Source organism: Brucella pseudogrignonensis, from assembly GCF_002252525.1.
Lineage (GTDB): Bacteria > Pseudomonadota > Alphaproteobacteria > Rhizobiales > Rhizobiaceae > Brucella > Brucella pseudogrignonensis.
In genome coordinates this window covers 268291-288998 of record NZ_NNRM01000017.1, presented here as the reverse complement: position 1 = coordinate 288998, position 20708 = coordinate 268291, and the positions used below count along the sequence as shown (strand labels likewise).

Below are 20708 nucleotides of genomic sequence, written 5' to 3'. Positions count from 1 at the left end.
TTTACAGCATAATTTTACCTTAAACTGATTCAAGTTTAAGGAATTATGCTGTAAGGTCGGCATAACTGTAACCGGCCCTTATCGCGATCAAGTGAAGCAGCCGACAGTCTGATTGTTTAAATCCGCTCGAAATCCTGAGCGGCTTAGTCTATTCAAAGATTGAGAGTGAGGTTGTCATGTCTACAGTTTCCCCAACCGATACGTCCCGGTCTGATACTCCCAAGGCAGATACGGAACGTAAAACCCTTGTTCTGACAGGGGCAAGCCGTGGCATTGGTCATGCAACGGTTAAGCGTTTTTCGCGCGCTGGCTGGCGCGTCATCACCTGCTCGCGTCAGGATTTCGCTGAGAATTGTCCGTGGCCAGCGGGACCGGAAGATCACATCAAGGTTGACCTTGCGGATCAGGAAGACGTGGGCAAAGCCATTGCTGAAATCCGCCGCCGCCTTGAGGCCAATGGCAGCAAGCTGCACGCGCTCGTCAACAATGCAGGTATTTCGCCAAAGGCAGAGGGTGGAAAGCGCCTGAACTCGATTGAAACGCCGATGGCTGTGTGGCGCGACGTGTTTCAGGTGAACTTCATGGCGCCCATAATGCTGGCGCGCGGCCTGTTCAAGGAACTTGAAGCTGCGCAAGGCTCGGTCGTCAACGTGACGTCGATTGCCGGAAGTCGCGTTCATCCTTTTGCTGGCACGGCTTATGCGACCTCGAAGGCAGCCCTTGCAGCGCTCACGCGTGAAATGGCGTCGGATTTCGGTCCGCATGGCATTCGCGTCAATGCGATTGCTCCGGGTGAGATCGATACCGCCATTCTATCGCCCGGTACGGATAAACTTGTCGAACAATTGCCGATGCGTCGTCTTGGCAAGACGTCAGAAGTGGCCGAGACAATCTACTATCTTTGCTCCGAAGCCTCGTCTTATGTGACAGGATCGGAAATCCATATCAATGGCGGCCAGCACGTCTGATGATTTTTCAAAAGCGCGGCGTTGAATAACACCGCGCTTTTGTGCTTATTTTCTCTTCAATCGATTTAACAGCTGAGTTGACCCATGATCCTATGCTGCGGTGAAGCCCTGATTGACATGCTGCCACGCGAAACTGCGGCGGGAGAGACAGCCTTTTTACCACTCGCGGGTGGCTCTGTTTTCAACTCAGCCATCGCGCTCGGTCGATTGAATGTCCCGACGGGCTTCTTTTCCGGGCTTTCATCCGATTTTTTCGGTGAAGTGCTGCGCGACACGCTTGCGCGCTCCAACGTCGATTATTCCTATTCAGCCATTTCAGACCGCCCGACGACACTCGCTTTCGTACGACTGGTGGACGGACAGGCCCGCTACGCCTTTTATGATGAGAACACAGCGCTGCGGATGCTTTCCGAGGGTGACATCCCGCTGATCGACGACAATATCAACGCCATGCTGTTCGGCTGTATCAGCCTGATTTCAGAGCCATGCGGGAGTGTCTATGAAGCGCTGATGACGCGGGAAGCCAAGAACCGCGTGATGTTCCTCGATCCGAATATCCGTTCCAGCTTTATCACGGACCGTGAAAAGCATCTTGCTCGCATGAAACGAATGATTGCCCTTTCCGATATCGTGAAGCTTTCGGATGAAGATCTCGACTGGTTTGGCGAAAAAGGCAGCCATGACGAGATTGCGTCGCGTTGGCTTGAGCTTGGGCCCAAACTGATCGTCATCACCAAAGGTGCCCATGGTGCGGATGCCTACACGGCAAACGCGACTGTTCGCGTGCCCGGCGTTAAAGTGGATGTGGTGGATACGGTTGGCGCTGGCGACACGGTCAATGCGGGTATTCTCGCAAGCCTCAACGATCAGGGCTTGTTGAACAAGCAAGCAATCGCAAAACTCGACGAAGATCAGATTCATGCAGCCGTTGCGCTTGGTGTGCGAGCAGCCGCGGTTACGGTTTCTCGCGCAGGTGCCAATCCACCGTGGGCGGCTGAAATGCGGGATTGATTTCCCAGTGTTAGAGGCCGATTCTGCTTTTCAATAACAGGAAGGCACAACATGGCTCAGAACATTTATGATCGTGCGGACTTTTTCACCGCCTATAGCGAGCTGCCGCGCTCTGTGTATGGTCTGGATGGCGCGCCCGAATGGCCCTATGTGCGATCAATCCTGCCAGATCTTAATGGCCTGGACATTGCCGATCTCGGCTGTGGCTTCGGCTGGTTTTCACGTTTTGCCCGTGAACAGGGTGCCGCGTCTGTCACCGGATATGATCTTTCAGAGAATATGCTTGAACGTGCGCGCAAGGAAACGCGAGACGAGGCTATCCGCTACGTGCAGGCGGATATGGAAGCTTTGGAACTGCCGGAAGGCCGTTTCGATCTTGTTTATAGCTCGCTGGCCTTTCACTATATCCGGGATTTTCCGCGTCTCCTGACCACGATCAGCCGCGCCTTGCGTGCAAACGGCCAATTCATTTTCACAATAGAACATCCGATTTTCATGGCACCCGCTAAACCCGGTTGGATGGAAGGCGAAAATGGGCAGAAACACTGGCCCATCGATCACTATGCCGTTGAAGGTGAACGGCGCACGGATTGGCTTGCTGATGGCGTCATTAAATATCACCGTCGCCTTAGCACGACCGTCAATGCCTTGATAAAGGCTGGCTTTGCAATCGCCAACCTTGAAGAATGGCGCCCGAGCGAAGAGCAGATCGCAGCCTGGCCCGCATTAGTAGACGAGCTGGAAAGACCGATGCTACTCATCGTCTCGGCAAATAAATAGCCGGGCAAGGAAACAACTCAAGGCTCCCCTGCCCTTGACCGGACGCATTTAGCGTCTTCTATTGGACAGGGGCGGGAGCGAATCGAATATAGGCGAAGGACAATTCATTGGACGTCTTGCGCATAGCAGCCTTCTCGCAAGGCAATCAGGGCGGCAATCCTGCCGGTGTCCTGATTTCTGAAAAACTTCCCTCAGCCGAGGAAATGCAAAAAATTGCCAAGGATGTTGGCTTTTCGGAAACGGCCTTTGCCATGCCCGAAGCCGGTAACTGGCGTGTGCGCTATTTTGCGCCTGAAACAGAAATACCCTTCTGCGGCCATGCCACGATTGCACTGGGTGCAGCGCTCGCCATGCGCGAGGGTGACGGACGCTTTTCCTTAAAGCTTAACCACGCCGAAATCAGCGTCGAAGGCCGCAAGGAAGGCGAGCTGTTTGCCGCCAGCCTGCAATCGCCGGGTACGCGCAACCGGGCCGCCACTGAAGTCGAAATCGAGCAGGCACTGGCCCTTTTCAACTATGAGAAGGATGATCTTGCGCCGGGCATTCCGCCGGCGCTGATCCATGCCGGAGCCGACCACATCGTGCTGCCTTTGCGCTCACGCGAAAAGCTCGCCTCGATGCATTACGATCTTTCGCGCGGTCGCGTGCTCATGAACCGTCAGGGCTGGACGACAATCCTGCTGATCAATTCCGAAACGCCGACGCGCTTCCACAGCCGCAATCCTTTTGCCTCGGGCGGGGTTTATGAAGACCCGGCAACGGGTGCTTCAACTGCCGCTTTCGCGGCTTATTTACGCGATCTCGGCTGGCCGCATGGTGGCTCTATTGAAGTCATTCAGGGCGAGGATATGGGTTCGCCATCGCATCTGCGCGCAGATATCGGAAATGAACGCGGCGGCTCAATCCGCCTTTCGGGTACAGCACGCCTGATGGAATAGTGAAACCGGAGCTCGTTACACGCGAACGAGCTGCTCCACCCGCTCTTCGTTTCCGAAGAATTTCAGATAACGCTCGACTTCTTTTGGATCGCCGGTTGCCTTTTGCGGATTGTCCGAAAGTTTAACCGCCGGGCGTCCGTTGGCGTCGATCACCTTACAAACGAGCGATATTGCCTTGAGGCCATGGATCGTTGTCGGCGCGCAACCGGCAAAGTCATTGGTGAGGTTCGTGCCCCAGCCAAAGCTCATGCGGACGCGGCCTTCAAAATGACGATAGGTTTCCTCAATCGTATCGACGTCGAGCGCATCCGAGAAAATCAGCAGTTTTTCGCGCGGGTCTTTGCCGCGCGATTTCCACCATTCAATGATGCGTTCGCCACCTTCAATGGGCGGGGCGCTGTCTGGACGGAAGCCGGTCCAGTCGGCAACCCAATCCGGTGCGTTGCGCAGAAAAGCAGCCGTGCCAAAGGCATCCGGCAGAACGATGAGAAGATTGCCGCCATAATAGCGGTTCCAGTCCTGCAACACGCGATAAGGTGCAGTGCGCAGTTCATCATCGGTGTTGGCAAGCGCTGCCAGCACCATCGGCAATTCATGCGCATTGGTGCCAAGCGCTTCGAGGTCATTGTCCATGGCCAAAAGCACATTGCTGGTTCCGGTAAAGGCATCGCCGATACCTTCCTTCAGTGCTTCCACGCACCAGCGCTGCCACAGGAATGAATGGCGGCGACGGGTGCCGAAATCTGAAATCTTGAGGTCAGGCAGTTCGCGCAGTCGCTCGACCTTGCTCCACATCTTGGCTTTGGCGCGGGCATAAAGAACATCGAGCGAAAATGGCCCTAGGTTTTTCATAGCTGCGCGCGAGCGAAGCTCATTGATGATGGCCAGTGCTGGAATTTCCCACATGGTCGTGTGCGACCACGGACCATGGAAATGCAGTTCATACTGGCCGTCCTTCCGGCGCAAATCATATTCCGGCAGCTGGAAATCATGCAGCCAGTTGAGAAACTCCGGCTGGAAAATCTGCTTGCGACCATAAAAGCTGTTACCCGCCAGCCAGATCATCTCTTTTTTTGTGAAGCGCAGCGTGCGTGCATGATCGAGCTGCGCGCGCAATTCGCCTTCATCAATCTCATCGGCAAGGCGCACAGACGTCGTGCGGTTGATGAGCGCGAAGGTTGCATCCACCTTGGGGTAAAGCCCCCAGATCATCTGCAACATCAGAAGTTTGTAGAAATCCGTGTCCAGCAGACTGCGGACAATCGGATCGAGCTTCCATGCGTGGTTAAAGACGCGCCGCGCGATATCGGTTTTGGCCATAACGGCCTCCATTGCATGAGCATGTTCTGCAATCACCCCAAAGCGACTGCAGCAAAAAGAAAGGCGGGTTTTCACCCGCCTTTTTAAATGCTTCATTCAGATTTGGGAAGCTCTACTATGATGTCGTGTTCACCATCGGGCTTGATCGGCACGCCTTCATCCGGCTTGCCCACCTTGCGACCATTGAGCTTGATTACCTTGTCTTTGGCACCTGCTACGACCTTCACGCGATAGACTGCTTCGCCGAAACGAAGTTCCGCTTCATAGCCATCCCATTCCGGCGGCAGGGCCGGATCAAGATGCAGACGGTCGCCGCGTTTGGTGACGCCGAGAATGCCTTCCGTTGCAACACGATAGAACCAGCCGGCAGAACCCGTGTACCATGTCCAGCCACCCTGTCCGCGACGCGGCTCGACGGAGTAGATGTCGGCTGCGATCACATAAGGTTCAACGCGATAGACATCCGGATTGCGACCATGACTGACCGGGCTGATCAGCGAGAACAAGCGCCATGCTTCCTTGGCCTTACCCATGCGGGCGAGCGCCAGAATGGCCCATGTTGCACCATGGGTATATTGACCGCCATTCTCACGAACGCCCGGCGGGTAGCCCTTGATGTAACCCGGCTCCTGAACCGTCTTGTCGAAAGGCGGCGTGAAGAGACGCAGCAATTCGCCCTGATCATCGAGCAGATATTTCTCGAGCGAAGCCATGGCCTGTTCCGAACGCTTTGGATCGGCAACGCCAGACAACACGCTCCACGACTGCGCAATCGCATCGATCTGGCATTCGTCGCTGTCTTTTGAGCCAAGCGGCGCGCCGTTATCGAAGAAGCCACGGCGATACCATTCGCCGTCCCAACCATCGCGATCAAGCGCTTTGGTCAGGCTTTCAAGATGCGCGGCCCATGCTTTTGCACGCTTTGCATCCTTGCGGGATTCAGCAATCGGGATGAACTGACGCAATGTGTAGGCCAGGAACCAGCCGAGCCATACGCTTTCGCCCTCACCCTTCACGCCGACAAGATTCATGCCGTCGTTCCAGTCACCACCGAGGATCAGTGGCAGGCCATGCTTGCCGGTACGCTCAATCGCAAGATCAAGCGCCAGCGCGCAATGCTCGTAGAGGCTCACAGTTTGGTCGGAAATCTCCGGCTCAAAGAATGCATCATGTTCACCCTCTTCAAGCGTGCGTCCCTTCAGGAAAGCCAGCTTTTCGTCGAGAATTGCATGATCGCCAGTCGTTTGAACATAAAGCGAGGTGCCATAGCCGAGCCAGACCACATCGTCGGAGATCAGCGTGCGGACACCTGCACCCGTTGCTGGCAACCACCAATGCTGAACATCACCTTCCGGGAACTGACGCGAGGCGGCATTGAGGATCTGCGCACGAGCCAGCGAAGGATCAATCAGCAGAAGCGACAGCGTATCCTGCAACTGGTCGCGGAAGCCGAAGGCACCGCTGGCCTGATAGAATGCAGCACGGGCCCAGATGCGGCAGGCAATCGCCTGATATGGCAACCAGCCATTGATCAAGAGATCGAATGCCGGATCAGGTGTCTTGACCTGTACGCGGTTGAAGAGACCTTCCCAATGTGTGCGTGCAGCATCGAGCTTTTCTTCAAACGAAGCCTTGCGGCTTTCCGTGACAAGAGCTTTTGCCTGCTGCTGATCGGCAGCATTGCCAAGCAGGAATACCACTTCGCGGCTTTCACCCGGTCCCACTTCGACATCGATAGCGAGAGCGGCACACGGATCACGCCCAGCTTCAACCGTGTTGGAAAGCGCCTTGCCAGCCAGCACGATTTCAGGACGGTCGACCGAGCCCGTCGAGCCGATAAACTCGCCACGGTCAGCCGTTACCGATTGCGGCTTTTCTGTTGCCGCAAAGAAGGCCACCTGACCGGACTTGTCCGGATGATATGGATTGCCTGCAAAGAGCGCGCCCAGTTCTTCATCCTGCGATGGCACAATGAACGGCACATTCTTAGAGCGGGCATTGCCCAACACCCATTCGACATAACCATAGGCACGCAGCTTGCGCTTCGAACGTCCCTTGTTGGTGATCGTCAGGCGTGAAAGACGAACAGGCTTTTCAGCATCGACGATATGGGTGAGTTCGATTGCCAGTTCGCCATGTTGAGCCGCAAAAGTGCTGTAGCCGTGGCTGTGACGTGCTTCATAGGTCACAGCCTCGTCACGGAGTACGCTTGCCGTTGGGGCAAAGCTGCGTCCCGTCTCGCGGTCGAGAATATAGATCGCTTCACCCGGACGGTTTGTGACCGGATCATTCGCCCAAGGGGTGAGCTGATAATCGCGACTGTTGCCAGCCCATGTGAAGGCCGAACCTTCTGCCGAAACATGGAAGCCGAAATTCGGATTGGCGATGACGTTGATCCAAGGATGCGGCGTGGTTGTGCGATTGTTGATGCGCACCACATAGCTGCCATCCTGAGCAAAACCACCATAACCATTCCAGAACTGGAGATCGTCGCCGGTTGGGAGCGGACGTGCGACTGGTTTTGGCTTCGTCACCAGACGACGTTCTTCCGTACCTCGTTCGATTGTTACAGGCGCGAGACCGGCAGCACCCAGACCCTGCTGTGCGGTGGCCGGTGTCTTGGCGTCGCTACGTGCAGCCAAATCGACGGTGAGTTCTTCACTGCGACGAAGCTGTTCGGCAAGCGAGCCGTTCTGGGCGTGCATGACGATACGAGCGGAAGCAAGCAGGGTATTGTAGCTTTCCTCGCTCATCTGATCGCGACGAACCGCAAAGATATGCGGCTGACCGCCACCGCGGGCACGGAAGCCCTCGATGATCCAGTCAATCGCGCGCTGGGTATCCTGCGCATAGGAGAAGGCGCGTTCGTTTACCGCCACCACATCCACGGTGAGACCCTTGCTGCGCCAGTATTCCTGCGCGCGCAAGACGCCACGAAGCACGTCGAGATCAGCTTCATTGTCGATGCGCAAGGCAAAGATCGGATAATCACCCGAGATCGACATCGGCCAGAGGTCGGATTGTTTGCCAAGCCCTGCCGCAATAGTTTCCGGCGGCTGACGCATAGTCCGCTCCGGGTAGAGCAGATAGGCGGCAACCTTCTGATAGTCGGCTGCTTCCGCTGGCTTGATGCCGATATGGTAGAGCTGCACCTGCGAGCTCGTCCACGACAGCGAGTATTCGCGGACGAAGGTTTCCGGATGACGATGAGTTGCAACAGCATGCTCCACCGCATCGCGGCTACCGCCTGCGAAGGTCCAGAAAACAAGGCTTACCTTTTTATGAGCCGGAACGCGGACACGCGTGCGCACCGATGCAATCGGATCAAGCACACAGCCCTGGCTGCCGGTGAAAGTTGCACCTTCATCAAAGGCCGCTGCATCGCGCAGCGAACGACCGCGACCGATGAATGCACGACGATCGGTTTCTACTTCCGTTTCGCGGATCGAACCGGACAGATCGGTAACGAAATGTGCGACATGAATATCCGGATCGGACGGCGCGCGCTTGCGACGCTTTGCATAGATGGTTGAGCCATTATCGGCGATTTCCGTTTCGACGAACATCTTGGCGAAGGCTGGATGCGCGGCATCGCTGTCGCTGTCAGTCAGCACCAGTTCGGAATAGGACGTCACTTCAATGACGCGATCACGCGCAGAGGTATTGATGATATCAAGCCTGCGGCCTTCACCATCGGATTCCGACGACACGATCACTTCCACAACTGTCTTGAAGTCGCCGGCAGTCTTGTAGAACTCGGCCTTGTCTTCAGTGAAGACGGTCTTGGTTTCTTCTTCCGGATTGCGCACTGGTTCGCCGGTCGCCGACCACCAGTAGCCGCTTTCCATATCGCGCAGGAACAGGAAGCTGCCCTGAAGGTCTTCCGACGCATCGGCGTGGAAACGTGTGATGTCCCAATTATGCCAGCGGCTGTAACCGGAACCGTTGGCCGTAACCATCAGCGCATATTGGCCATTGGACATCATATGCGTTGTGCGCGGTGCCTTGAAAGGCACATCGATGATGCGCATTGGTGCATCGTCGAAGCCGCCCGAATCCACACGCATCGGATTTTCCGTCTTGGCGTAGATCATCGGGATTTCGCGTGGTGCCTTTTCCTGCAGCAGAAGCTCTGCCGCTTCGATCACCGGATCGGAATGGAAACGCTCACGCATACGGCCTTCGAAAATCACGTTGTTGACCGCGATGATCGCCATGCCATGGTGGTGGGCATAGTAGTTTTTCACGACCGCGCAGGTTTCGCCTTCGCGAACGCGCGATGGTGTGAAGTCTACAGAATCGTGGAAGCCATAGCGGCCAAGCGCACCGAGCTTTGCCAGACGCTTCAAATTCGCGACTGCTGCTGCTGGCTGGTACTGCGCTGCAAGCAAGCTTGCATAAGGCGCGATAACAGCATTACGCGACAGGCCGCGCTGAAGACCCAGATTTGGCACGCCAAAGTTGGAATATTGGTAATTCATATGCGCGTCGCGCGCATTGAAGGCAGCTTCCGAGATACCCCATGGCAGACCGCGCGAGGTGGCATAATCGATCTGGCGCTGCACAACGAGCTTGTTGGTCTGGTCAAGCAGCGAGCCAAGCGGCTCGGACATGACCAGCGGCGGCATCAGATATTCAAACATCGAGCCGGACCAGGAGAGCAGAGCGCCCTTCCAGCCCACTGGCACCAGAAGGCGACCGAGCTTGAACCAATGTTCGACCGGCACATCGCCCTTGGCAATTGCAAACAAGCTGGCAAGACGCGCTTCGGAAGCCAGAAGATCGTAACAGCTTTCGTCCAGCTCGTTTTCCTGCACGCGGAAGCCGATAGAAAGAAGGCGACGCTCTTTGCGTTCAAGGAAGCCGAACTGCATGTCGAACGCCAGCTGACGCGAACGTCCTGCCAGATTGCGCAGACGTTCACGCAGATCGTCCGTGTTGTGTTCGCCAACGGAATCGTCGGTATGCGCCTTGCAGGTATCGACCAGAATATTGGCCCATTCCTTGGCCTCGGCGCTTGCCGGTGTTTCGATCTCGCTGTCGAGTTCTTCCATCAGGCGCACAATGTCGGTCGCAAAAAGCGACAGATTGATTGTGCGGAAAGATGCTGTTTCCGGCTCTTCCTTGATCGTGCGGACCGCACGGCGGAAATTGGCAATCCGCTCTTCCAGACGACGGCGAAGCGGACGCAGGATTCGGCGATCATCCGGAATCTGCGCGATGCTTTCTTCAAGGATATCGTTGACATCGAGGATGCCATCGAGATCACCCTGAACATAAACGCTCGGCGCTTCCGCCCATTCTTCCAATGCCGAAGATAGTGTCACGAGATGGCCTGCAAGATTGCCGCTATCGACCGCAGAAACATAGAGCGGACGCATCGGCGTCAGCGTATTTGTTTCATACCAGTTGTAGAGATGGCCCTGATACTTCTCCATCTTTTCAAGCGTGGTGACGGTGGATTCAATGCGGTTCAGCGTTTCGTCAAAGCCAATCCAGCCGAAATCGCGCGCAGCAACAACAGACAGAACATAGACACCGATATTGGTTGGCGAGGTGCGCTGCGCCACAATAGGTGCCGGGTCTTCCTGGAAGTTGTCCGGTGGCAGATGGTTGTTCTCATCATTCGCAAATTCCGCAAAGTAGCGCCATGTGCGGCGCGCATAGCGGCGCAGGTCCGACTTGTCAGAAGACAGCACTTCCAGCGTATCCTGCGGCTTGGCCGAGCGGCTGACGAGCCAGGCAATCAGTGGCGAGGCAAACCAGATCACAGCGAACGGTGCTGCAATCAGCGCTGCATGGCTGTCGGCACCGAGCGGGATAAAGACCGCAAGGCCAGCGATGACCATAGCAGGCCACATAAGCTGGAAATAATAGAGGAGCGTATCAGGCGACGATTTTGCCTGGGCTGCTGTTTTCCATTCAAGCAAATCGCGATGCGATACGAACAGACGATAGATCGTGCGTACGATTGCATCGGCCATAAGGAATGCCGAATGGGCGATGAAGGTTGTGCGCAGCGCGACATCAGCCGTGCCAAGTGCGATATCAGTCAGAACCGATTGCGCATGGCCCTTCAGCGAATAGTCCATATTCGACGGAATGAGATTGGTGACGATACCGAAAGTCGGCGCCACGAACATGCTAACGATCAGGAAGGCCTGCCAGACGGCAGCCACACCAAGCGGCAGAATGCTCCAGCCAATCACCGAAGCGAGCAGCCACATGATCGGATTGAGCGAGCGACGCAGATTGTCGATCATCTTCCAGCGCGTAATGGTGCTGACGCCGCGGCTTGCCGAGAACAGCCACGGCAGCAACTGCCAGTCACCACGCGCCCAACGATGATGGCGCGATACGTCGACATTGTATCCGGTCGGGTAATCTTCAACGACTTCAACATCGCTGACGAGCGCTGCACGCGCATAGCCGCCTTCGAGAAGGTCGTGGCTGAGCAGCGTGTTTTCAGCCACGCGATCTTTCAGCGCTGCTTCAAAGGCATCGATATCGTAAAGGCCCTTGCCGGTGAATGTGCCTTCGCCCAGCAAGTCCTGATAGGTGTCAGAAACGGCAAAGACGTAAGGATCTATACCGCGATTGACCGAGAAGACGCGCTGCAGGAACGAAGCTTCGTCGCCAGTGGTCAGCGATGGCGTAACGCGTGGCTGTAAAATGCCATAACCACGAACAACGCGACCAGTCTTGTCATCGAAAACAGGGCGGTTCAGCGGATGGCTGAGCTTGCCCACAAGATGGGTGACGGATTCCGGCGTCAGACGCGTATCAGCGTCGAGCGTCATCACATATTTGATATCTTTTGGCAGGCGGGCATCGGCAGGGAAATAGCTTGTATCCTGATCGCCGCGCAGCAGCAGATTCAGCTCATGCAGCTTACCGCGCTTGCGCTCCCAGCCCATCCAGCAGCCCTGCTTATCATTATAAAGGCGGCGGCGGTGAAGCAGGAAGAAACGCGGTTGGTCATTGCCGGTATAGTGCTCGTTGAGCTTGGCGATTTCTTCACGCGCATATTCATAGATTTCCATGTCCGCAGGCGTGATTTCCTGCTTGGCATCCGTCCAGTCGCTGACAAGCGAGAAATAGATCTCGCCGCGCGGATTGGTCAGATAATGGACTTCCAGATTGCGGATCTGCTCGTCGATAGAATCTCGAGACGTGATCAAGGTCGGCACGGCAACCAGTGTCCGTGCTTCGGCTGGCAAGCCTTCCTTATATTCAAATCCGATCAGACGTGTTGGCTGCACGAACCACGGCACAAGCGCGTTGAACAGTGAATAGGAAGCGTCCATTGCCGGGAAAAGCGCAAGCAGCGTGAACAGCGTGCGCAGATCGGCAGAAAGACCTGCCTTCATCATGCAGTAATTGACGATGGTCAGGATCAGGATCGTGAAGATGGCGGTCGGAATGAAAAGACCGAGCAAGCCAAGACCGCGATAGCAACGCAGGGCTTTCACACCAAAGGGCGCTTTATATCCGCAAAGCTGTTCGAGCTCTTTTCGACCGTCGCCGGAAAGATAATAGGCAATCGAGCCTTTGCCTTCCGCCTGAGCCTCACCAACCTTGCTGTCTTCTGCAAGCTTGAGTGCGGCCCATGTGATATCGATTTCGCTCATATTCGAGAAACGAGCGAGCTTTTCAATCGTCACGCGATACGCATTGCGCGAGCGGAAATCGAGCAGCTCGAAATCGCTATGATCGCGCAGGATCGCATCGACCTCGTTGACGGTTTCAAACCAGGTCTCCCAGTCGATATCGTCAATTCTCTTGAGGCTGGTGATGACATTGCCCATCGTCACGCCGCCAGTGGACTGGCGGGCATGTTCTTCTACGATGGCGTCTTCTGCGTTGCTGCCTTCCTGATCGAGAATACGTTCAAGCCAGCTTGAAGCTGCCGACGTATCGGTTGAGGCGCTGCGCAGGCGATAAAGCAGATGCGTGGCAAAGGTACTGTCGCGTGCGGCTTGATTGTACTGCGCAAGAACCGTTTCCAGTTCTGCCTCATTTGCAGCAATCACAATGCGGTCGGCCGCAGTGTTAGCGAGATTGCGCATGTTGCGTGCGCGATCAACGCGCAGCGCCAGACGGCGCGCATTTTCAATCAGAAAATAGCGCACAGCTGATGGCAGCGCCCACAATTCACCAATCTTCAGCGGCTCGACGGTCTGGAAACCCTGCACAAGCGCAGTCAGAGACTTAAGAGAAAAGTTGCTGTCCGTATGCGCCACGTAAAGCCAGGCGAGCGCGAAAATACGCGGCATGTCCTTCATGGCTGCGTAAGTCGGCAATTGGCGGATAAATTTGCGTGGCAAATCCCGGCGGGTCTGCTGAACGGTTTTGTCGATCTGATAGTGGTTGTCGAGAAGCCACTGTGCAGCAGGCGTGATGGTCTCGCCCGCGCGAGACGCAGCGTCAGAAGAGCGGTAGGCGTGAAGGATCAGCTTACCGTTTTCAGACAATCGCTCATCATATTCGAAAGGCAAATAGCCTGGCAAAGCCAGCTCATCTCCGCGCGCAACGGATGCCGCAAGCTCGCGCAGCTCGTCCTCTGTTTTGTAAAGAGCACGTATCGGAGAAGGTTGTTCGGGCGGAATCTGATCCGAGGTCTTGCGATCGGCAATGGACGAATTAGACGGCGAAGAAGACAATTCCGGCATGTGCCTTAACAGCCTTTCCGAAGGGAATGAGTTGAATGCGGCGGGTGAATACTAAATAGAGTTTCAATTCAGAAAAACGACAGTATCCGTAATTCGTTCCCTGAATGTCGATATCATTTGGCCAAAATGCGACGACGGGCTGTGCTGATATTCAAACCGTTTAAATCGCAACGCACAATTCTTTCCGAACATTAATGTTGCGTTATGAAATATCCGGCTTTTACAACCCTAACATACTGAAAATAAGAATAATACTACTCTGCGTAATAGTTTGCGAAAATGCCTTGCGGGACTTTTCTGCCCCTTGAATGAAAAAAGACATCCGCATCTCGGAAAAGAGGCGGATGTCTTCATAATAGTGCAGGACTGAACCAGCCCTACCGACAGATTTTACTCTGCCAAAGCCGGTGCTTGTTCAGCGGCGTTTTTAGCATCCTCGTTTCCAAAAACCTGCCAATAGCGAGGGCGGAAAGCGATGCGGCTTTTCTCTGCCGCCGGATGTTCAGCAGGAATCTCAATCTCGACACGCTCGCGAGAGCCGCCGATCTCAAGTTCTACCCGCCGTTTGCCGCCGGATCTGCGGCTTGCAATGACCGTTCCGGCAATACAGCCACCACATCCCTCAAGCAGTTCGACATCATGGGGACGGAAGAAAAGCTGCGCTTCACCATCCGCAGCGCCATTCGCCGTCAGTCCGATATTGCGATCCGCGAGCCAAACTTCACCATTCTCGACACGGACAGGAAGAGTGCTGGATTCACCGATAAAGCCATAGACGAAGGGCGAATTAGGGGTGTCATAAACCTCGTCCGGTGTACCGATCTGCTCGATTCGTCCCTGACTCATGACCACGACACGATCCGCCAATTCCAGCGCTTCATCCTGATCGTGCGTCACAAAAACGGTCGTGTGACCGGTCTTGTCATGAATTTCGCGCAACCAACGACGCAGCTCTTTGCGTACCTGTGCATCAAGAGCGCCGAATGGTTCATCGAGAAGAAGAACCTTTGGCTCGATTGCCATGGCGCGTGCAAGTGCAACACGCTGGCGCTGACCGCCTGAAAGCTGCGAAGGATAGCGATTTTCAAGCCCCTTCAGTTGCACCAGATCAAGCAGTTCGAGCGCGCGGCGTCTGATTTCAGCGCTGGCCGGACGCGTGCTGCCTGGGCGAACCTTCAGACCAAAGCCAATATTCTCTGCGACCGTCATATGACGAAACAATGCATAGTGCTGGAACACGAAGCCGACGTTGCGCTCCTGGACACTTTTGTGCGAGGCGTCTTCCTCACCAAAATAAATTGCACCTTCCGTTGGCTTTTCCAGCCCGGCTATCAAGCGCAGCAAGGTCGTCTTGCCTGAGCCAGATGGTCCAAGCAAAGCAATCAACTCGCTCGAACGGATGTCCAGCGACACATTATGCAATGCCGGAAAGCGAGCAAACTCTTTACGCACACCGGCGACACGAACTTCCATTCCCAATCCTTTCCCCTACCGCCAACGCTAAGCTAAAGCTTGGGCGGCTTATTCTCATCTATAGGTTATTAGTGCCCGTTACCGCCAGCAAGTTCATCGCCGTAACGCAGTTCAAGGAAAGCTTTGATCGCCAAGGTGACAAGGGCGAGCAACGCCAAAAGAGACGCAACTGCAAAGGCCGCGACGAAATTATACTCGTTATAAAGGATTTCGACATGCAGTGGCATTGTGTTTGTGAGCCCACGAATGTGGCCAGACACCACAGACACGGCGCCAAACTCACCCATCGCGCGCGCATTGCAAAGCAGAACGCCATAGAGAAGGCCCCATTTGATATTGGGCAAGGTAACATAGCGGAACGTCTGCCATCCATTGGCTCCCAGCGAGATTGCGGCCTCCTCATCACCGCTTCCCTGCTCCTGCATCAGCGGAATAAGCTCACGGGCCACGAATGGGAACGTCACAAATAACGTTGCCAGAACAATCCCGGGAACTGCAAACAGGATATCGATGCCATGACTTGAGAGCCAAGGCCCCAGAACGCTATGACTTGCAAACAACAGCACAAAAACCAGACCGGAAATAACCGGTGATACTGAGAATGGCAGATCTATAAGCGTGGTGAGAAGTGCCTTGCCTTTAAACTCAAACTTGGCGATGGCCCATGCTGCTGCAACACCGAACACGAGGTTAAGCGGCACCGCAATGACAGTGACCAGCAGCGTCAGTTTGATAGCTGCCCAGGCATCCGGTTCAACCAAAGCTGCAAAATATTCGCCCGCGCCTTTGCGGAAAGCTTCGACGAAAACCGCTATCACCGGCAAGATGAGAAACAGCGCCAGAAATACAAGTGCGATCGCGATCAACAAGATCCGTGTCGGCAGGCTTTCCGTTACGGCGCTTTGCGTGGAAGCTGACACATTATTCGACATGGCCGTACTTCCTTCTTGTCCAGGACTGGATCAGATTGATGAACAGCAACATGGCAAACGACAGCGCCAACATCACAGTCGCAAGCGCGGTGGCACCGGCATAATCATATTCTTCAAGCCGGATAACGATCAGCAAGGGCGCTATTTCAGACACATATGGTGTGTTGCCCGCAATGAAGATCACCGAACCGTATTCGCCAACTCCACGCGCAAAAGCGAGCGCAAAGCCGGTCAGCACCGCGGGTTGCAAGCTGGGCAGAAGCACACGCCAGATTGTCTGAAAGCGTGATGCACCCAATGTTGCAGCGGCCTCCTCAACCTCACGGCTGATTTCCTCCATGATCGGCTGAACAGTGCGCACCACAAACGGGAGGCCTATAAAAATCAGCGCCACCACGATGCCGGCGCGCGAAAACGCGATCCGAATATTGAAAGGTGCAAGCAGACTGCCGATCCATCCATTTGGCGCGTAGATCGAGGCAAGCGCGATGCCGGCGACAGCTGTGGGCAGAGCGAAAGGAATATCGACAATCGCGTCGATAAACCGCCGCCCCGGGAAGCGATAACGCACCAGAACCCATGCCAGGATCACACCAAATACAACATTGATGAGAGCGGCAATGAAAGCAGTGCCAAAGCTCGTTTCAAGAGCTCTGATCGTGCGTTCATCGGTAATGATACGCCAGAAACCTGCAAAGCCGACATCTGTCGAGCGCAGAACCAGAGCTGCCAGCGGGATAAGAATGAGAAGGGTCAAATAGGCGACACTAAAACCGAGTGTCAGTCCGAAGCCCGGAATGACACTCGGTTTTCTAAAATGCCACCCTGCTCTGACCGGCGCAGGGCGCGAAGACATCAATATTTGTTCCCTTTTATTGATTTGTCGGATGGCTGCGTCCTAACTGGATTATTTTGCAGGCTTGTAGATCTGGTCGAAAGTGCCTCCGTCACCGAAATGATAAGGCTGTGCCTTGGCCCAACCGCCAAAGATTGGATCATCAATCGTCACAAGCTGCAACTGAGGGAATTCGCGCTTCTGGTCAGCGGGAATGACATCAGGCTTGGACGGACGATAAAAATGCTTGGCTGCGATGGCCTGTCCTTCTGGCGAATAGAGATATTCGAGATAGGCTTCAGCAACTTTGCGGGTGCCGTTGTCGTCTGCGTTCTTGTCAACGAGAGCGACTGGTGGCTCGGCAAGAATGGACTGTGGTGGGACGACGATATCGAAAGCATCGTCGCCAAACTCAGCAATCGAAAGATAGGCTTCGTTTTCCCAAGCCAGCAGCACATCACCGAGCTGACGCTGTACGAATGTCGTGGTTGAGCCGCGCGCGCCCGTATCAAGCACCGGAACATGGCGGAAAAGTTCGCCGATATATTCCTTTATCTTGGCTTCATCACCGCCATATTGCTTGTGAGCCCAGGCCCAGGCCGCGAGATAATTCCAGCGCGCACCGCCTGATGTCTTGGGGTTCGGAGTGATGACCTCGACGCCATCCTTGACGAGATCGCCCCAGTCCTTGATCGCCTTCGGATTACCCTTGCGAACGAGGAAGACGATTGTTGATGTGTAAGGCGAGGAATTATCAGGCAGGCGCTTGCGCCATTCCTTGTCGATCTTGCCCGTATGCTCGACGATTGCATCGATATCGCTTTCAAGCGCAAGCGTGACAACGTCAGCCTTCACGCCATCGATCACCGAGCGCGCCTGCTTGCCCGACCCACCGTGCGAAGCGCGGATGGTGACGGTCTCACCCGTTTCCTCTTTCCAGTGCTTTGCGAAAGCTGCATTATAATCTTTATAAAGCTCACGCGTTGGATCATAGGACACATTCAACAGTGTCTGATCAGCATGACTTGTCTGGATGCCACCTGCGAGCGTTGCCGTCGCCACAAACGCCGCAAGTGCAAATGAAAATTTCGATAGGTTCTTCGACATGTTCAGGGCCACCTCTCCGCGTTCTATTGATGAAACAGTATCAGAGGTTTTTGCTCACAGGATGCCACAACGTTTCTCTTATTTGAAAGCAGTTCGGAAATTCTAAGCAATCCTAACGAATTACGAGGAATAAAATTCTAGCGCTCATCTCCATAAGCTGGAGCAGAGGTAATAATTATCAATGTGGTGATTGAAGAGATCCCAGTTCTCATATCAACATTCACCCTCAATAGGGTGGGACCCGGATTGGGATTGCGGGGGCAAATTTACTCCGGGCCCCGGCCGATCTAACGACCAGCAGGGTAAGAACGGGCGAAGTTGAATTTCGTTGCATCGCTTTTCAAAAATATTCGGTTTTTAAGTGGGATTTTATTAGTGAATTAAAACCAACAAATCTTCGCCGCGGTTGATCCGCATAACGGTTCCAAAAAACTGAAAGAGGTCGATGACAATGAAATATAAAACGTCTGTTTTGCTGACATCACTGAGCGTTGCAGCCCTCGCCCAAATCCTCCCTGCCCATGCTGAAACCGTTGAACAGAAAACCGTGGAACGTATCGATTATATATGTGAACGCGGCGTCGTCGTGCCTGTAACCTATATCAAAACAGGTGATCTTCCGGCTTTTGCTGTGCTGGATGCTGAGGGAAAAATGGTCGCCCTGCAATGGCACGAAAGTCTCAAGAAATATGTCGCTCTGGACGAGCAGGACAGCTATCGCTGGGCTGAAAAAGACGGTCAGGCTGTACTTAGTCACCTTGAGGCAGATCATACCGCCAAAGAAGTGACGCTGCTTTCAGCCTGCCGCGCCGACGATAGTGAGGAATAAATGTTCCGCTAAATGGGCGATATTAATCAGGGGACGAGATAATGCTTGTCCCACTGATCCTGCGGAACCTCGTCACCAATATCATAGTCGAATGAAACGACATTGATGTGCTCATCATCGGTTTTACAAACGAAGGCAAGCTTATACCAGTGCTCGCGACTGCGAAAAGCAGCTCCGCCTGCTTTGATCGTATTATTTGAAACTTCTGGATCAGAAAAAGCGTAGGCCAAAACCTTATCAACGGAAAGCTTACGCTCGTCCCGGCTGATTTGTTCCATCGCCTCGACATCGCAGCGCTGTTCAAGGCGCGTTGCAGGATCGAGCTTTTCAAGCTGGGCCTTTTCAAGTGCAGTCATGGCCATTGAGGGGGCACTCAATGAAACAGCAACCGACATGGTGACCAGTGACAAAAGGCGGGCGACGACAGGATTGAGCTGAAATTTCATTGGATTCTGGATAACTCGCTTCGCAATAGTTTCAATAGCAAGGCTTACTAACACATTCTTTGGGCCATCTTGTCGACCATCACGGCAATTTTATCGACCTTCGTCCCCATAAGAACGAGTTGAACAGATCACGCCCCTGTCTCTTCAAACAAGGTACGATCGCGTCCCGCTTCCTTGGCGGTGTAAAGGACCTTGTCAGCACGCTCCACGGCCTGCCAGAAATCATCCTTGCTGTTGAGCCGCACCACCCCGAAACTACAGCTAATATTCGCACCTTTGGCCAGCCGCGAAAATTCGCGTGTCTTCACGCCCTCCCGAATATGTTCAACCAAAGCAAAGGCTTCATCGGCGGGCATATCATCGATGAAGATGATGAACTCCTCCCCGCCTATGCGCGCCGTCAGATTGCGCGCTCTGGAATGTGCTTGAAGGATTTCTGCGAACTCTTTCAGAACAACGTCACCCGTTGCATGGCCATAAACGTCATTGATCGTTTTGAAATAGTCGATATCGCAAGCGACGATCCAACCCGAAAGATCGTGACGCCCTAAAGCGCTCATACGGGTTTCGAGACCGCGCCGGTTCAGCAGACCGGTTAATGGATCGCTGTCCCGCTCATGAACAAGCTCGCTGAATCGATCGGCACCGGCGGCGGCAAAAAGCACAAGTCCTGCAATCACGGAGGCAACAGCGGTAGAAAATACCGTCCACTGCCAGAACGGCGTGTAGGCAAAATCGACTTCCGTGTCATTTCCGACGATGGAATGTGCAGTGAGTGACGTTCGCACGAAAATATGTATCGCCACCAGAAACAACATACCGAGGATCAGTTTGTCGGCCTGCGAACCGCGCACAAGCCCGCGCAGATACCAGACATAGGCCAGGATCATACAGGCTAAGCCGAAGTTCAGGACGTAAACCCGACCAAGCAAGCTCGGATAGGGATAAAGGAAGAAAACGATCCCGCCAAAGATAAGCGCAAGACTGACAAGGCCAAACCAGACAGGCAAGCGAAGGCCTGACCTGCGGAGTATGCCCTGTCCACCAGCAAAAGCCCCCAGCACATATATTGTGGCGGTAAGCATTGTATTCTGCCCATCATCTGCAGGTATATCGACAAGCTGGGCAAGCATGGCAATGCCGATGCAGAAGAAGCAGAGAGCACACCATAAAAGATAACTGCGCAGTTGATCGATGGCCCAAACGATTACGAAGGCCAGTGAAAACAGGAGCAGAACGGCGGGCAGTACATAGAGCATCTAATGATTATCTTATTTCAACTTTTAGGGAGTCTTATCGCCTTCCTCTATTAAAAACACAATTCAGTAAATTAGTGCTGATTGTGAAACGGCAGGGACTTGTGTGAAATGCACTTGATTTAACTCCAGTGGCCGTGC

13 protein-coding genes are annotated in these 20708 nt (G+C 54.4%); 5 read left to right on the top strand and 8 right to left on the bottom strand.

The features are described from left to right. The first annotated feature begins 176 nt into the window (after positions 1 to 176). From CEV34_RS07970 to CEV34_RS07955, 4 genes are all read left to right on the top strand, one after another. Positions 177 to 968, top strand: a complete 792-nt coding sequence (locus CEV34_RS07970) for an SDR family NAD(P)-dependent oxidoreductase (protein WP_007873153.1) — start codon at positions 177 to 179, stop codon at positions 966 to 968. Positions 969 to 1052: 84 nt separating this feature from the next. Continuing rightward, positions 1053 to 1979, top strand: a complete 927-nt coding sequence (locus CEV34_RS07965; protein WP_007873150.1) for a carbohydrate kinase family protein — start codon at positions 1053 to 1055, stop codon at positions 1977 to 1979. A 51-nt stretch (positions 1980 to 2030) separates the two neighbouring features. Next, positions 2031 to 2759, top strand: a complete 729-nt coding sequence (locus tag CEV34_RS07960; RefSeq protein ID WP_007873149.1) for a class I SAM-dependent methyltransferase — start codon at positions 2031 to 2033, stop codon at positions 2757 to 2759. Positions 2760 to 2866: 107 nt separating this feature from the next. Further along, positions 2867 to 3697, top strand: a complete 831-nt coding sequence (locus CEV34_RS07955; protein ID WP_007873147.1) for a PhzF family phenazine biosynthesis protein — start codon at positions 2867 to 2869, stop codon at positions 3695 to 3697. Positions 3698 to 3712: 15 nt separating this feature from the next. Here CEV34_RS07955 and pncB read toward each other — a convergent pair whose 3' ends face one another. The 6 genes from pncB to CEV34_RS07925 all read right to left on the bottom strand — a co-directional run bounded on the left by pncB (position 3713) and on the right by CEV34_RS07925 (position 18036). Further along, entirely contained in the window at positions 3713 to 5017 is a 1305-nt protein-coding gene (gene pncB / locus CEV34_RS07950) for a nicotinate phosphoribosyltransferase (RefSeq protein WP_007873146.1), read from the bottom strand. A gap of 92 nt (positions 5018 to 5109) precedes the next feature. Further along, complete coding sequence (locus CEV34_RS07945) at positions 5110 to 13689, bottom strand: GH36-type glycosyl hydrolase domain-containing protein (RefSeq protein WP_007873145.1); 8580 nt, start codon at positions 13687 to 13689, stop codon at positions 5110 to 5112. A gap of 390 nt (positions 13690 to 14079) precedes the next feature. Next, positions 14080 to 15162, bottom strand: coding sequence for a sulfate/molybdate ABC transporter ATP-binding protein (locus tag CEV34_RS07940; RefSeq protein ID WP_007873143.1), 1083 nt, complete (start codon positions 15160 to 15162; stop codon positions 14080 to 14082). Between the two features lie 68 nt (positions 15163 to 15230). Next, positions 15231 to 16094, bottom strand: a complete 864-nt coding sequence (gene cysW / locus CEV34_RS07935) for a sulfate ABC transporter permease subunit CysW (protein ID WP_007873141.1) — start codon at positions 16092 to 16094, stop codon at positions 15231 to 15233. Further along, positions 16084 to 16950 (bottom strand): sulfate ABC transporter permease subunit CysT, encoded by an 867-nt coding sequence (cysT, locus tag CEV34_RS07930; RefSeq protein WP_007873138.1) that lies wholly within the window; start codon positions 16948 to 16950, stop codon positions 16084 to 16086. Before cysT ends, cysW begins: the two co-directional genes overlap by 11 nt. Positions 16951 to 17001: 51 nt before the next feature. Continuing rightward, a complete protein-coding gene (locus CEV34_RS07925) occupies positions 17002 to 18036 on the bottom strand; it encodes a sulfate ABC transporter substrate-binding protein (protein ID WP_007873135.1) in 1035 nt (344 codons plus the stop codon). A gap of 451 nt (positions 18037 to 18487) precedes the next feature. Between CEV34_RS07925 and CEV34_RS07920 the strand changes: the two genes are divergently transcribed. Further along, entirely contained in the window at positions 18488 to 18865 is a 378-nt protein-coding gene (locus tag CEV34_RS07920; RefSeq protein WP_039859478.1) for a hypothetical protein, read from the top strand. A gap of 26 nt (positions 18866 to 18891) precedes the next feature. Here the strand turns inward: CEV34_RS07920 and CEV34_RS07915 are convergent, their stop codons facing one another. Next, the gene (locus CEV34_RS07915) at positions 18892 to 19311 is read right to left on the bottom strand and encodes a DUF930 domain-containing protein (RefSeq protein ID WP_007873130.1); all 420 of its coding nucleotides are present in this window, start codon (positions 19309 to 19311) and stop codon (positions 18892 to 18894) included. A gap of 128 nt (positions 19312 to 19439) precedes the next feature. Next, entirely contained in the window at positions 19440 to 20570 is a 1131-nt protein-coding gene (locus CEV34_RS07910; protein ID WP_007873127.1) for a GGDEF domain-containing protein, read from the bottom strand. Positions 20571 to 20708: the final 138 nt, after the last annotated feature.

Coding starts and splice junctions, on each gene's coding strand:
- CEV34_RS07970 (WP_007873153.1), top strand. CDS start 177: ATGTCTACAGTTTCCCCAACCGATACGTCCCGGTCTGATACTCCCAAG.
- CEV34_RS07965 (WP_007873150.1), top strand. CDS start 1,053: ATGATCCTATGCTGCGGTGAAGCCCTGATTGACATGCTGCCACGCGAA.
- CEV34_RS07960 (WP_007873149.1), top strand. CDS start 2,031: ATGGCTCAGAACATTTATGATCGTGCGGACTTTTTCACCGCCTATAGC.
- pncB (WP_007873146.1), bottom strand. CDS start 5,017: ATGGCCAAAACCGATATCGCGCGGCGCGTCTTTAACCACGCATGGAAG.
- CEV34_RS07945 (WP_007873145.1), bottom strand. CDS start 13,689: ATGCCGGAATTGTCTTCTTCGCCGTCTAATTCGTCCATTGCCGATCGC.
- CEV34_RS07940 (WP_007873143.1), bottom strand. CDS start 15,162: ATGGAAGTTCGTGTCGCCGGTGTGCGTAAAGAGTTTGCTCGCTTTCCG.
- cysW (WP_007873141.1), bottom strand. CDS start 16,094: ATGTCGAATAATGTGTCAGCTTCCACGCAAAGCGCCGTAACGGAAAGC.
- cysT (WP_007873138.1), bottom strand. CDS start 16,950: ATGTCTTCGCGCCCTGCGCCGGTCAGAGCAGGGTGGCATTTTAGAAAA.
- CEV34_RS07925 (WP_007873135.1), bottom strand. CDS start 18,036: ATGTCGAAGAACCTATCGAAATTTTCATTTGCACTTGCGGCGTTTGTG.
- CEV34_RS07920 (WP_039859478.1), top strand. CDS start 18,488: ATGAAATATAAAACGTCTGTTTTGCTGACATCACTGAGCGTTGCAGCC.
- CEV34_RS07915 (WP_007873130.1), bottom strand. CDS start 19,311: ATGAAATTTCAGCTCAATCCTGTCGTCGCCCGCCTTTTGTCACTGGTC.
- CEV34_RS07910 (WP_007873127.1), bottom strand. CDS start 20,570: ATGCTCTATGTACTGCCCGCCGTTCTGCTCCTGTTTTCACTGGCCTTC.